Source organism: Amphritea atlantica (genome assembly GCF_900111095.1).
GTDB classification, from domain to species: Bacteria; Pseudomonadota; Gammaproteobacteria; order Pseudomonadales; family Balneatricaceae; genus Amphritea; species Amphritea atlantica.
The window spans coordinates 58,950-71,269 of the sequence record NZ_FOGB01000006.1 but is presented as its reverse complement, the minus strand read 5'-3'; the positions used below and the strand labels follow the sequence as shown (position 1 = coordinate 71,269).

The 12,320-nt window shown below is 49.8% G+C and carries 16 protein-coding genes; 9 read left to right on the top strand and 7 right to left on the bottom strand.

The genetic code is table 11. The features are described 5' to 3' along the window. The first annotated feature begins 3 nt into the window (after nt 1-3). The 4 genes from BMY09_RS11400 to BMY09_RS11385 are packed head-to-tail and all read left to right on the top strand — an operon-like array spanning nt 4 to nt 1,840. Nucleotides 4-708: a DUF3108 domain-containing protein gene (locus tag BMY09_RS11400; protein WP_091358120.1), complete on the top strand. Its 705-nt coding sequence runs from the start codon at nt 4-6 to the stop codon at nt 706-708. After that, complete coding sequence (locus BMY09_RS11395) at nt 708-974, top strand: YfcL family protein (RefSeq protein ID WP_091358117.1); 267 nt, start codon at nt 708-710, stop codon at nt 972-974. The genes BMY09_RS11400 and BMY09_RS11395 overlap by 1 nt, the downstream gene beginning before the upstream one ends. Then, a complete protein-coding gene (locus BMY09_RS11390) occupies nt 971-1,366 on the top strand; it encodes an immunity 22 family protein (protein WP_091358114.1) in 396 nt (131 codons plus the stop codon). Before BMY09_RS11395 ends, BMY09_RS11390 begins: the two co-directional genes overlap by 4 nt. A gap of 27 nt (nt 1,367-1,393) precedes the next feature. Continuing rightward, nucleotides 1,394-1,840, top strand: a complete 447-nt coding sequence (locus tag BMY09_RS11385; RefSeq protein ID WP_091358111.1) for a potassium channel family protein — start codon at nt 1,394-1,396, stop codon at nt 1,838-1,840. A 98-nt stretch (nt 1,841-1,938) separates the two neighbouring features. On the opposite strand, the gene BMY09_RS11380 is transcribed toward BMY09_RS11385, so the two are convergent. Continuing rightward, nucleotides 1,939-2,244, bottom strand: coding sequence for an MGMT family protein (locus BMY09_RS11380; protein WP_091358108.1), 306 nt, complete (start codon nt 2,242-2,244; stop codon nt 1,939-1,941). A gap of 542 nt (nt 2,245-2,786) precedes the next feature. Here BMY09_RS11380 and BMY09_RS11375 point away from each other — a divergent pair. From BMY09_RS11375 to nhaA, 4 genes are all read left to right on the top strand, one after another. Then, complete coding sequence (locus BMY09_RS11375) at nt 2,787-3,359, top strand: DUF3047 domain-containing protein (RefSeq protein WP_175483520.1); 573 nt, start codon at nt 2,787-2,789, stop codon at nt 3,357-3,359. A 77-nt stretch (nt 3,360-3,436) separates the two neighbouring features. Beyond that, nucleotides 3,437-5,200: a DEAD/DEAH box helicase gene (locus BMY09_RS11370; RefSeq protein WP_091358102.1), complete on the top strand. Its 1,764-nt coding sequence runs from the start codon at nt 3,437-3,439 to the stop codon at nt 5,198-5,200. A gap of 238 nt (nt 5,201-5,438) precedes the next feature. Next, nucleotides 5,439-5,831 carry a Rap1a/Tai family immunity protein gene (locus BMY09_RS11365; protein ID WP_091358098.1) on the top strand — a complete coding sequence of 131 codons (393 nt, stop codon included), beginning with the start codon at nt 5,439-5,441 and terminating at the stop codon, nt 5,829-5,831. 103 nt (nt 5,832-5,934) lie between these two features. Beyond that, complete coding sequence (gene nhaA / locus BMY09_RS11360) at nt 5,935-7,299, top strand: Na+/H+ antiporter NhaA (protein ID WP_091358095.1); 1,365 nt, start codon at nt 5,935-5,937, stop codon at nt 7,297-7,299. 92 nt (nt 7,300-7,391) lie between these two features. Here nhaA and BMY09_RS11355 read toward each other — a convergent pair whose 3' ends face one another. Next, nucleotides 7,392-7,907: a MerR family transcriptional regulator gene (locus BMY09_RS11355; RefSeq protein ID WP_091358090.1), complete on the bottom strand. Its 516-nt coding sequence runs from the start codon at nt 7,905-7,907 to the stop codon at nt 7,392-7,394. 176 nt (nt 7,908-8,083) lie between these two features. Between BMY09_RS11355 and BMY09_RS11350 the strand changes: the two genes are divergently transcribed. Then, the gene (locus tag BMY09_RS11350; RefSeq protein ID WP_175483519.1) at nt 8,084-8,677 is read left to right on the top strand and encodes a LysE family translocator; all 594 of its coding nucleotides are present in this window, start codon (nt 8,084-8,086) and stop codon (nt 8,675-8,677) included. Here BMY09_RS11350 and BMY09_RS11345 read toward each other — a convergent pair. The 5 genes from BMY09_RS11345 to BMY09_RS11325 form a co-directional block, all read right to left on the bottom strand. Next, complete coding sequence (locus BMY09_RS11345; protein ID WP_091358087.1) at nt 8,666-9,493, bottom strand: AraC family transcriptional regulator; 828 nt, start codon at nt 9,491-9,493, stop codon at nt 8,666-8,668. The two genes, BMY09_RS11350 and BMY09_RS11345, sit on opposite strands and share 12 nt — an antisense overlap. Before the next feature lie 35 nt (nt 9,494-9,528). Then, a complete protein-coding gene (locus BMY09_RS11340; RefSeq protein ID WP_091358594.1) occupies nt 9,529-10,026 on the bottom strand; it encodes an MOSC domain-containing protein in 498 nt (165 codons plus the stop codon). A 62-nt stretch (nt 10,027-10,088) separates the two neighbouring features. Further along, a complete protein-coding gene (locus tag BMY09_RS11335; protein WP_091358085.1) occupies nt 10,089-10,664 on the bottom strand; it encodes a hypothetical protein in 576 nt (191 codons plus the stop codon). A gap of 11 nt (nt 10,665-10,675) precedes the next feature. Then, entirely contained in the window at nt 10,676-11,902 is a 1,227-nt protein-coding gene (locus BMY09_RS11330; RefSeq protein WP_091358082.1) for a S1C family serine protease, read from the bottom strand. A 92-nt stretch (nt 11,903-11,994) separates the two neighbouring features. Then, nucleotides 11,995-12,276: an HlyU family transcriptional regulator gene (locus BMY09_RS11325; protein WP_091358080.1), complete on the bottom strand. Its 282-nt coding sequence runs from the start codon at nt 12,274-12,276 to the stop codon at nt 11,995-11,997. Nucleotides 12,277-12,320 lie beyond the last annotated feature (44 nt).

Here is a 12,320-nt window from a genome sequence, read left to right as displayed (position 1 = left end):
CTGATGCGCATCGGCACACTATTTATCTCTGCACTTTTACTGGTTTCAGCAGCGCCTGGGCACGCCTCTGAACTATTCATGCCCTTTCGGGCGGTTTATAAAGCACAATGGGATATGGGCATCTCCTTTGGCGGAAACGCGATCGGTGAACTGAAACGCAAGGGGGATCGCTGGGTATCCTCGCTCACAGCTGAAGCCCTGATTGCTGAAGTGCATGAGTTTTCTGAGTTCACCATTCAGGACCAGTCCGTCCAGCCACAACATTATGAATATCACCGCAAAGTGATTGGTGGCAACAAGAATGCGGTATTACAGTTCAACTGGAACACCGGCACCGTACTGAACGATGTATCGAAGAAGCCCTGGACCATGAATGTTGCACCAGGCACTCAGGACAATCTCAGCTATCAGATGCAGCTACGCCTGGACCTTGCTGCGGGCAAAGATGATCTGGTTTACAAAGTCGCCGACGGTGGAAAAATCAAAACCTACCCCTTTATCAAACGCGGTACCGAAACGGTAACCACAGCGATCGGCTCTTTCGAAGCGGTTAAAATCCAGCGCGACCGCGGCCCGGACAGTAAGCGTGAAACCTATATCTGGTTTGCTCCCGAACTCGACTATATCGTGATTAAACTGCAACAGGTCGAAAAAAGCGGCAAAGAGTACAGCTTGCTGATCGATAAACTGGAATTTATGGACCCCTGATGAACGCATACCAACAACAGGCTGAATCGATTTACAACCGACTGATCGAAATGGAGCAAAGGGCTGAACCCAATCTGCTGTTTCTATGCAGTTATCTGCTGGGACATATCAGCCTGGTAAGCGCCGAACAGGGCGACACCGCAGACCAGTTCAATCAACGGGTAGAAAACAGCCTGGAAGATGCTTTTAAAATTGACAAACTCAGTACTGAGGATCTCCACGATATCCGCTCACTCTGGGCTCAGCTAAGCGAGACAGATGCATGAATTTTGAAAAAGAGGGTATTGTTTCAGTCTGGTACTCAACAACTGACTACGCCAGCATCCCTGACAGTTATTTTGAAGAGGATGAACAGGGGCTGGATCAATGGGCCAGAAACTTCCAGATCAGCAGCTACAACCCTGAAAATATGGAAACCAACGGCTGCGAAACCGGCCTTCTGAGTGTTCGCAAAATTATAGCGCCCTGCTCCTGGTCATACTCCTATGGCGAGGCGGTGATTAAAAAGATAGACAAACTTGGCAACCAGCAGATCAGTTGGCTGATACTGATGTTCGATTTTGAATATCGCGCTAAGAAAACCCATATCTTCGAAGATCAATATGTCCATTTCGTCGGCTGTTTTCCATACGACATGGACGCCGGCAATTTAGAATAAGTCAGGAATCCAGGTAAAGAGAGACCGATGGTCAGGCGATATATCTATTCCACTGATGAGTATAATGTCCGCAACTACAGCAGTCTGTTTCTCGGGGTGCTGGCGTTCGTATTGCTCTATAGTCTGATCGCCCTGCTTTCATTTCCCCTGCTCTGGTTTGAACAGCTTCATCCCCAGGCGAATATTCTCAGCTACGCAGACGCCTTCTGGGCACTGCAGATGAGTGCCAGCACCATCGGCTTCGGTGACTTCTACCCGGTCAGCCAGGGCGGCAGAATCATCGTTGCTCTGATGTTCTATATCGGTGTCGGAATCGTCGGATTTATTGGCGCGCAGATCGCCAGCAAAATGATAGGCTTCGCTGATACCAATGTGCGCAACCGTGAGCTACGTCGCCAGAATGAGGAGATAATGAAACACAACAAAGAGTTAGAGAACAAACTTGATCTTCTGATTGAACAGCTGAAATCCTGACCCATTGCACCGCGCTGCCAGCAACTGGGGCTATAAAACTACTGACAACTGCATAGAAGTTAACATCGACAGGTGAAGTAAGGTGAGAGAATACAGGATTACCAGCGAAACCTTGTCAGACTGATCCGACCATTCAGCACCGCTACTCCCTCCTCCTGCAGCCGTTCAACCTGCCTGAGGTATCCTTCACTTCCAACTGGAAATGAGATCTGGCCTTTAGCATTGATGACCCGATACCAGGGCAGTCGCGTATCGAGAGGCAACTGACTCAGACAGCGACCAACCAACCGGGCCGAACCGGAGACACCCGCCAGCTCAGCCACCTGACCGTAGGTAGCCACCTTACCCGAGGGGATGGCCGCCACCACCTGCCATATCATCTCATAGGCGGGATTCTGCACCACAGGAGCAACCTCTTAGTAAAAAACACCACCAGCACTATACTGGATCGCGATGTTGGCGAAAAGCCCGCCCCGCTTTGGCTACAATAGGCTCATCAACCGCCAGAGATAACTAACACCGAACGCCTCAGTACAGGCAACATAGTTACAGCAACAGAGACTACAACCCCCAACAGAAAGGGGCCTGGAAAACCAGGCCCCTTGGGTGAGCGAAGAGTAACACGATGAACAGCTGTTATAAAAAGGGGAACATTACAACAGCCCTTTCGCCCGTAGTTACAGATCAGCACATTGTGCCGTAACTGCCTGGAAACAGCAGCTACCGGCAGCAGACCAATTCAGAGAATAGCCAGAAGGGGAAATGGGCCTTAAAACTCTGATACACTGATCCAAAACGTACTTCTAGTATAGTCGAAACTAAAAAGTGTAAAGCAGATATGTATAATATTTACTCAGCAGTTTACGCAATCACACTGATATCAGCGCTGGCGCTCCCTACCGCCTTGGCCTCACCGGCACAGCTTCCCCAGTTTGATTCGCGGAGTATGTCTCAGTGGCAAAAAGAAAGCTTTGCCGGAGAAACTCACTATTCGCTGGTAACTGAAACGGATAATCAGATACTGGAAGCGCGCTCAGATAGCTCAGCATCCGGGCTTTACTATAAAAAAGATATTTCTATCGACTCAACAACATACCTTAACTGGCGCTGGAAAATCAGTAAAACCTTACCCACAGCCGCAGAAACCACGAAGGCGGGGGATGACTTTCCCGTACGGGTGTATATTGTCGTATCAGACGGCCCCTTTTTCTGGCAAAAACGCACCCTCGTTTATGTATGGTCTAATAATCAGCCGGTAGACAGCCGCTGGCTTAACCCGTTTACCGACCGGGCAACAATGTGGGCCCTTAACAGCGGCAGCAACCAGACAGGCCAGTGGGTACAGCACAGTCGCAACCTTCAGCAGGATCTTAACACCGCGTTCAATAAAACCTATACGCAGATTCAGGCGGTCGCCATCATGACAGACAGCGACAATAGCGGCACACGCTTTTTAAGCTGGTATGATGATCTGAGCTTATCAGACGCTCCATTAGCAGCCGACTCTGAGTCACGTTAATAAAATACGGGCTTTTATTCGACAATAGGCGTATAATTTCGCGTTTTACAATTCCATTCCTTCCGGTACCTTCAAATATGTCAGACACACAAGTCGCATTCAGCGACCTTGATCTCCCCTCTTCCGTTCTTAAATCCATAACAGAGCTTGGCTATGAAACACCGTCTCCCATCCAGGCCGCCTGTATTCCGTTACTACTGAACGGAGATGATGTACTGGGGATGGCACAAACAGGTACCGGTAAAACAGCTGCTTTTGCCCTGCCCCTGCTGAGTCGTATCGACCTGAAACTTAATAAACCTCAGGTTCTGGTGCTTGCACCCACTCGCGAACTGGCAGTTCAGGTGGCTGAAGCCTTTCAGGCTTACGCACGTCACATTCCTGGTTTTCATGTTTTACCCATCTATGGTGGCCAGAGTTACACTCTGCAGCTGAAACAGTTACGTCGCGGCCCGCACGTTGTCGTTGGTACACCTGGCCGGGTTATGGATCATCTGGATCGTGGCACACTGATTCTTGATGAACTGAAAGCGATGGTGCTGGACGAGGCAGACGAAATGCTGCGCATGGGCTTTATCGATGATGTTGAAACCATCATGGCTAAAACCCCTGCGGCACGACAAACCGCACTGTTCTCTGCAACCATGCCGGAGCAGATCCGCCGCATTACCAAGCGTTACATGCGCGATCCGAAAGAGATCAAGATCGCCTCCAAGACCACCACCATGGAAAATATCGATCAGCGCTGCTGGATCGTTTCCGGTGTAAACAAACTGGATGCACTGGTTCGGATTCTGGAAACCGAAGATTGTGGCGGCATTATCATCTTCGCCCGCACCAAGACAGCCACCACAGAGATAGCTGAAAAGCTTGAAGCCCGCGGGTATGCGGCGGCGCCACTGAACGGCGATATGAACCAGCAACTGCGTGAGCGCACCGTGCAGCGATTAAAGGATGCCAAGCTGGACATTCTGGTCGCAACCGATGTTGCCGCCCGCGGACTGGATGTTGAACGTGTCGGCATGGTTATCAACTACGATATTCCTTACGACACTGAAGCCTATGTTCACCGTATCGGTCGTACCGGTCGTGCCGGTCGTGATGGTAAAGCGATTCTGTTTGTTGCCCCCCGTGAACGACGCCTGCTGAAACAGATCGAACAGGCGACCCGTCAGCCAATAAAGCAGATGGATCTGCCCTCCCGCGATATGGTGCAGAACAAACGTCTGGAATCGTTCCGCGAGCAGGTGACCAGCATCTTCAATGATGAGGACATGTCAACATACCGCGAGCTGGTGGATCAACTGGCCTCTGACACTGAACTGGAAACCCTGGATCTGGCTTCTGCCCTGCTTTACATGGCCCAGAAAGATAAGCCACTGATACTGCCTCCAGAGCCTGAACCACGTCCACGTCGCGAGCGGGATAATGATCGCGATAGCCGTGACGGCGAGCGGGGTGCGAAACGCGAACGGATCAACTATGCGGACCTGGATGTCTATCGCCTTGAAGTAGGTCGTAATGATGGCGTTCAGGTGAAAAACATCGTCGGAGCGATCGCTAATGAGGCTGATATTAATAGCCGTCATATTGGCGATATCCGTCTGTTTGATGACCACAGCACTGTTCAGCTACCCAAAGGGATGCCGCCTGAAGTTCTGCAGCAACTGAAAGGGGTATTTATCTGTCGTAAAAAGATCGATATCAGCCTGATGGAGGGTGAAATTGCCCGTCCGGCCCCCCGTAAACCGCGGGGCGACTTTAAGGGTAAAGGGCGTAACGACCGCGGCGGCAATGACCGTGGCGCGCCACGAAAGCCCCGTCCACGTCGCGACGCTTAAGAACATATCAATCTGATCAAGAGAGCCCTGTGGCTCTCTTTTTTTTGTCCAGAATATCGCGCAGCATTCCCCCCTTAATTGGTACTCCGGCAATATTGGCTGAGTAATGACTCTAACTGGATAATCCTGCATTTGATCACTATTCTATGCAAAAACAATAGATCTGCCCCATCTTAGATCTGATCCGGTTACCCGGACGTATAGCGACAAAGATAACTGCATCGGAAGGAAAGAGATTATGAAAAAAACAATCGCTTTAGTATCAGCCCTTGCTTTACCCACGGCCCCCGCAGCCTTTGCTGAGCACCATGCCTATGATGCGATCAGCCCTGATTATATTGCTGGCTTCCTGGCAGGCGCAGACCTTACTGATGGTGCCATCATTGACAATATAAGCTCAGGAAATGAAAGCGAGTTTATATTACGGGCTTACAGAACCCGCCTCGGCAAAGAGCATCCTGCCGAGCAGTCAACCTATCTGGCAGGCTTCTGCCTTCCGGAAGGTGCCACGCAAGACTCTCTGATCAGCAGTATCCTCGATAAACTTAGCCATACTCCGCGCCCAGACAACACTCAGCGCGACGTATTTCTTTATAACATAATCAAATCACTCTACCCTTGCCAGGATTAACCTGCCACCGAAGAAAAGTTAAAACAACACATGCATAAGGCTATGATTTAGTTACAATGCAGCAGCGAGATTAACAGTACCTATCTGTAGCTTGGAGAGATTGATGAGACGGAGACGCAGGATTGCCGGCAATGAGTATGTTGCCCCCTGGGAACGAGCATTTGAAACCGTGCTAACCCCATTTGAGGAGTTTATTCACCGCCAGACAACCAGTGGTATTCTGCTAATGCTGTTTGCAGTTGTAGCACTTATCATTGCAAACAGTCAGCTGAATGAAGGCTATCACCACTTCCTTCAATCAAAGTTCGTCATCGGCATGGAGGGCTTTCAGCTATCGAAAACCGTTCACCACTGGATTAATGATGGTTTGATGGCACTATTTTTCCTGGTGGTGGGACTGGAGCTTAAACGGGAACTGCTGGTCGGCGAGCTGGCAAATGTAAAACAGGCCTCACTGCCCATTATTGCTGCCGCAGGCGGCATGTTGATGCCTGCGCTGATCTATGTATCAATCAACCCTGAAGGGCACACTCTGAACGGCTGGGGCATTCCGATGGCAACCGATATCGCCTTCGCCCTGGGCGCACTGGCACTGCTTGGTAAACGGGTGCCACAGAACTTGCTGATGTTCCTGGTCGCACTGGCCATTGTCGATGACCTTGGGGCGGTTATTGTTATCGCGGTGTTCTATACCGAGACAATCAATCTGACGGCACTACTAACCGCCGGATTGATGATATTTCTGTTAATCTGCCTCAACCTGGGTGGTGTCCGCCGGATTCTGCCCTACTCACTGATTGGCGTGGTACTCTGGGTAGCAATGCTGAAAAGCGGGGTTCATGCCACGCTTGCAGGGGTTCTGCTGGCTTTTACCATCCCCATGAAACCAAAATATGATCCCGCCCGCTTCCATTCACTGGTACGAGACAGTGCTGATCACATCAAAAGCCTGTTCAGCCAGAATGAGAACATCATCATTAACGATGCATTAAGATCCCGGGTACGGGCACTGGGAGAAGGAGTATATAAAGTTCAGGCGCCGGCTCAGGTACTTGAACATAACCTGCATCTGCCTTCCGCTTATCTGATTATCCCTATCTTTGCGCTGGCCAATGCCGGTGTACCGATTAACTGGTCAGAGATTTCAGATGTTATTGCCCACCCTGTCGCGATGGGCATAGGTGCCGGGCTGATTCTGGGCAAACTGATCGGTATCGCCGGTTTTACCTGGCTGGCAGTCAAACTGAAAGTCAGCGATCTGCCTTCCGGCCTTAACTTTAATCATATCATTGGGGTGGCCTTTATGGGGGGGATCGGTTTTACCATGTCGATCTTTATCGCCGAACTCGGCTTTGCCCAATATCCAGCTGACCTTCTGATGGCGAAAACAGGCATTCTGTTTGCTTCCCTGATATCAGGCCTGATCGGCTTTAGCTGGCTGTACTTTAAGTCACCAAAACCGGTTTGATAGCAGCGTTTATTCTCAGATTAAAGAGAGCCACACGGCTCTCTTTTTGGTCAAAAAACCACGTTTATCCTGCATCGGCTGCAGCTACACAGTTAACAACGTGACCACGCCCGGATTCGATCGATTTCATCGGCACCTATCTGCAACGACTCAAGGAACTCCTGATGCGCGTCAGGCTCCAGTGTTTCAAACTGGATGTGCCAGTTATGCATATCATCATCACTTAGCCCTGCGGCTCTCATGATCTCTGTCCAGCGCTCTTTCGTCACCATACTATTCTCCTCAGTGTCCGGCTGTTTCATAAATTTAAGAATCGCCATCTGCTGTTGATGAAGCCGCTCTATCTCTGCCTGCAGACGCTGCAACTGATCCTGCAGAATGCGCTTCTGCTCACCGTTTCCATCCAGCAACAGCGCGATTTCAGAAACAGGAACGCCCAGCGCCCGGTAGCTCACTATCTGCGATAACCGGGACAGCGCCTTGTCGCCATAAAGCCGATAACCATTGAGATCCCTCTTAAGAGGATGCAACAATCCTTCCCGCTCATAATAGAGAATCGTCGTCCGTGAAAGATTGAACTTTTTGGCCAGTAGAGAAATAGTCAGCACATCAACACCTCATTCACGATTCACAGCTAGCCTGAGGCCATCACCAGTAGACAGGTCAAGAAAGTTTCTTAGCAAACCTCAAAATCCCCCCTCAGCGTCGTAATAAAGATCAATTTTATTCAATATCCTACGCATCGACCACGGCATACTGATCATCTTTCGTTGAGGAGAACAGCATGACCCTGCCTATCATTTTATCCATGTCGACTTTTGCGCTGGCGGCCTCAATCTCTCCCGGGCCGGTAAATCTTGTCTGCCTGAGCAGTGGCAGCCGCTACACCATTTCGAAAGGTCTTATATTTGTCACCGGTGCGACTCTCGGCTTTATTGTTTTGTTTATAGCTATTGGGATGGGCCTTTATACGACACTTGAAATGATCCCGGCTTTAACTATTTTACTGCGCTGGGGCGGTATCATTTTCCTGCTGTACCTGAGCGTCAAGCTTGCCGCCTTTGACGGGCAACTGCCAGAACAGCAACCGGGGAAAGCCCCCGGATTTATAACCGGAGCGATGATGCAGTGGCTCAACCCCAAAGCCTGGCTGGCCTCAGCATCAGGAATCGGTGCATACACCAGCGGAAACGATATGCAACAGCTGCTTCTGTTTGCGACAATCTACCTGCCGATCTGTTGGCTATCGCTGGGAAGCTGGGTTTATGCAGGTGCATGTCTGCGCAGATATATAAGCCAGCCTGCAATACTCAAAACAATCAACCGGACTCTGGCTATCCTGCTGGTAGCTAGCTGCTTTTACCTTCTATCTGAGTAGAGATTGTCTGTACTGATTTGGGGTGGCAGCGACCATCCGTTTAAACGTACGCTGAAAATGGGGCTGGTCGGTAAAACCCGCAGTCAATGCGGCCTCAGCAATGGGCCTGCCTCGTTTTAACTCCCGCTGCCCCCGCTGGATCCGTCGATTTATCTGATATGCATGGGGCGTCAGACTGAAATACTGCTTAAATGACCGGATTAGATAACCGGCGCTATAGCCAGTGCGAAGACACATCTCTGCCAGGGGAATATCCTCTGTTGCATTTTCATCAAGATACCCCGCAAGATCACTGAGTGCCTGCGGCACCTTCTCAAGTGGCAATGGATATTGACCTGCCAGGCAGTTCAGTAAGCCGGAAAGGTATTCGATAACCGCGGTTTGCTTCTCTGGCAGAGCTATCTGAGAGTCCAGCAAACAATCCGCCATCTGACAATATCCCTGATAAAACCGCTGCTCAGAAACAACGGCGGTACCAATATCTTGCCACACAGGTTGCTCCAGCAACCCAAGCCGGGTACGCAGCGCCGTTAGCCACCCAGTATCGATGTAGAGCATCAGATATGCCCAGGGCTGATTGTCGATCGGATTACAGGCGTGGACCCAATCAGGATTTATCAGCACCAGATCACCCGCACCGACCTGGCACCGCTCATCCCGGTAACAAAACGTGCTGATACCTTCAGTAATTGCGCCAATTGACCACTGAGCATGGCTATGAGGTGCGTAACACACAGTCCTGCCATCACTCACCTGACGCAGTTCCACATAAGGCATACGTGAATCACGCCAAAAAACAGGCTTTGATCTATCCATTAATGCCCCTTCACCCTCTTCGTCCGTCACCACGATCAACCTGATACTTGCGGTATCAGCGGATCACCAACCCTGATCATACCTGACTCCAATACCCGCGCACACAGGCCACCATACCCCAGCATAGCCGCAGCCCCGCCCTGGCCCAGCGCCAGATCCATCCGACGACAGGGGTGGCACAACGCGGTTGCTTCAAACAGCGCACCACCAATGGTGAACTGTTGATGCCGTAAAGCATTGAGATTAATACCACTGACTACCAGATTGCGCCGTAACAGGGCCGGATCAATCGTGTTAATTCCAGTGTAGGTTTCGATCATCCTGATGAACTCAGCAGAGATCAGCGTAACCTGCCGGGCAGAGCCCGGTGTTTTACTGCAACGATGATCCCCTTGCAGCCCCAATCCTGCCAGCGCTTCAACGCTATCAACCACCTCAAGATCCGCTTTACGCGTTGGTCGCAGGCCAATCCACTCAAGCCTGCCAGGATTAAGATCTTTACTATAGCGGGCAAACAGTTGTTTCTGAGTCATCGGGTTCACCATAAAAAAGCGCCATGAGGCGCTTTAGCTGATCTGATTTCAACCATTACCACTCAGCGATCGAAATAGGTATAGTACTCACGAAAGAGCTCCTGAGCCTTCCGGTCTTTTGCCAGATCATTCAGAAACAGCGACAGACTGTTTTCCAGAAAAAGCTCCTCTGCTGGCTTCATTTCAGAAGTACGGGGACCGCTCCACATGTTCTCTACATCAGTGGAGGTCATCTCGTAGTCAAAAGTAGACAGCAGATCCCCCTGAACAAATACACCATACTGAACTTTAAAGCTTTTATTCGATACAACGGGTATTAACCCAAGAGTTCCCGCCGACAACATTAAACTAGAAAAACTGGTTGCATCAGCTTTCATGCGCAAGCCTTTCATAACGATAATACCAATAGGCGAGCCCATAGCATCCTTGTCTACGGATTTAAAAGCACCATAGGATTTTAGCTTCTCCGTAAAGGTGTCGCCCTCAATATTACTCTGGAACAATACAGGAGGATACGGATCCCCCTGATGAACATACTCAGTAAATGACTCAGAGGGATCTGCTGCTTGCACCAGGCCTGAATTAAAAAGCACCGTCAGCAACAAGATAATCTTTGTCCGGGTTAAATTAGTGAACATTTCAGCACTCCTTACTGATAACACAATATCTGTACAGTGAATTTAACCGCTGCGTCTGAAGCCGCTTCCAGACTCTTTTTCAGTGGTTTATAACGGTACTGAACGTGCGAATGATCGAGAAAGCGGCGCATATATTCGGCACTCACAGCAAAGTTGACATTCTGAGACGTTGTCCCCGTCTTAGCCAGCATCATTGACTGATTCAGACTGCTGGTGACCACCCCTACAGCATTCCCCCTGTAGTCGATTAATGGTCCACCACTATTACCCGGCTGCACTGGCGCTGAAAACTGCAGATTGGCCAGCGCTCCTTTCAAGCCTCCCAAAGAGCTGATATTTCCCATTGTGAGACTGGGGTAGTCCGCCATGATGCTTCCTAGTGGATAGCCAGTAACAAATACACTCTGTCCCAATGCTACATCATCGGAAGCATTAGCGGGAATGCTGGCAAAACGTGCCGGTTGCAGATCAGCCTGCAGTACCGCAAGGTCAAGAACCCTGCTAAGCGCAACCCTGTTCGCCGGATAGTTTTGCCCGTTGTATCGCACTTCGGTTTTCAGACACTCATTTACGACATGAGCTGCCGTAAGCAACTGACCACTGCTGTTTATAAAGAAACCTGTACCGTTGCCTGCGGGTTTCATCTCTCCCAACAGTTTATCAAAGTCAGCTGTTTGTCGTTCCTCATCACTAATAGGCTGCTGTAAATCACTATTCAGCCCTGCCATATGATTCAAAAACCGGTGAGTTGATTCTTTCAGGGCCTCGGCATAAATGCTGGTATAAGCCTCCTGCCATAAGTTTGCCCCGGTAACACTGGCCTCCGTTGTGGTTTTAAACACCTCATTACCCTGACGATCGAGGTATGAAGCTGTGACTGTTACCTTATATGTGCCCCACAGATTTGAATACCCTGCCTCGCTGCTAAGCTTGACCAGATAGCGAAAAGACTGATCTTCAGCCAGTGGTCCGGCAACCGAGAAAAAATCTGGATAAACGATATCTGCTGCTTTTTTGAAGAACGGCCCAGGATAAAACTTCCAGCGGGAATAGCCATCAGCCCCATTAACTTCTCGCTGCAGATCTTCACGGGAAATATAGTAGGCGAGTGGCGCAGCCACAGGAAGTGTCAGGCTACTATCAAGCTTTGTTGAAACCTGGACACTGGCAGCATCTTTTACCGGCGCAACTTCACAACCAGCCAGCAGCAATGCAAGAGCAATTATCAGATATCGCATTAAAAAATCCTTTTAAAACTGAGTGTAAACAACTGAAACATTATCATACAAACAGCTGTAAACGACCATAAAAGCCAACCAGGCAGAATAAATCAGCCGAAAATATTATCGCCCTGCTGATCAATCACCTGCTTCGCTTTACGCACCATCTCCTGAGCACAGCTGTCACTGGAGGAAAGCATATCCGCGCGGATAAACCGGTGGCTTTGCTCACCTTTGCTAATCAGCCCATTAACCCGATAGCCACCCTCTTCACAAATTGGCGCGGGTGTTATAGTAAAACCCTGATACTCTTCAGATGGCAGAGTTTCAGGCTCTTTAGAGCCGCTATCCGCAGAGCTAAACATCGACTTGATAGATGAAAACAGACTCATAAAAACTCCTTAACTATAGATACCTCCAGAATACCCGCAGACCC

What these genes read in the sequence shown, in the direction of transcription:
- BMY09_RS11400 (WP_091358120.1), top strand. Translation starts at nt 4, where the DNA reads ATGCGCATCGGCACACTATTTATCTCTGCACTTTTACTGGTTTCAGCA.
- BMY09_RS11395 (WP_091358117.1), top strand. Translation starts at nt 708, where the DNA reads ATGAACGCATACCAACAACAGGCTGAATCGATTTACAACCGACTGATC.
- BMY09_RS11390 (WP_091358114.1), top strand. Translation starts at nt 971, where the DNA reads ATGAATTTTGAAAAAGAGGGTATTGTTTCAGTCTGGTACTCAACAACT.
- BMY09_RS11385 (WP_091358111.1), top strand. Translation starts at nt 1,394, where the DNA reads ATGGTCAGGCGATATATCTATTCCACTGATGAGTATAATGTCCGCAAC.
- BMY09_RS11375 (WP_175483520.1), top strand. Translation starts at nt 2,787, where the DNA reads ATGTCTCAGTGGCAAAAAGAAAGCTTTGCCGGAGAAACTCACTATTCG.
- BMY09_RS11370 (WP_091358102.1), top strand. Translation starts at nt 3,437, where the DNA reads ATGTCAGACACACAAGTCGCATTCAGCGACCTTGATCTCCCCTCTTCC.
- BMY09_RS11365 (WP_091358098.1), top strand. Translation starts at nt 5,439, where the DNA reads ATGAAAAAAACAATCGCTTTAGTATCAGCCCTTGCTTTACCCACGGCC.
- nhaA (WP_091358095.1), top strand. Translation starts at nt 5,935, where the DNA reads ATGAGACGGAGACGCAGGATTGCCGGCAATGAGTATGTTGCCCCCTGG.
- BMY09_RS11350 (WP_175483519.1), top strand. Translation starts at nt 8,084, where the DNA reads ATGACCCTGCCTATCATTTTATCCATGTCGACTTTTGCGCTGGCGGCC.
- BMY09_RS11345 (WP_091358087.1), bottom strand. Translation starts at nt 9,493, where the DNA reads ATGGATAGATCAAAGCCTGTTTTTTGGCGTGATTCACGTATGCCTTAT.
- BMY09_RS11340 (WP_091358594.1), bottom strand. Translation starts at nt 10,026, where the DNA reads ATGACTCAGAAACAACTGTTTGCCCGCTATAGTAAAGATCTTAATCCT.
- BMY09_RS11335 (WP_091358085.1), bottom strand. Translation starts at nt 10,664, where the DNA reads ATGTTCACTAATTTAACCCGGACAAAGATTATCTTGTTGCTGACGGTG.
- BMY09_RS11330 (WP_091358082.1), bottom strand. Translation starts at nt 11,902, where the DNA reads ATGCGATATCTGATAATTGCTCTTGCATTGCTGCTGGCTGGTTGTGAA.
- BMY09_RS11325 (WP_091358080.1), bottom strand. Translation starts at nt 12,276, where the DNA reads ATGAGTCTGTTTTCATCTATCAAGTCGATGTTTAGCTCTGCGGATAGC.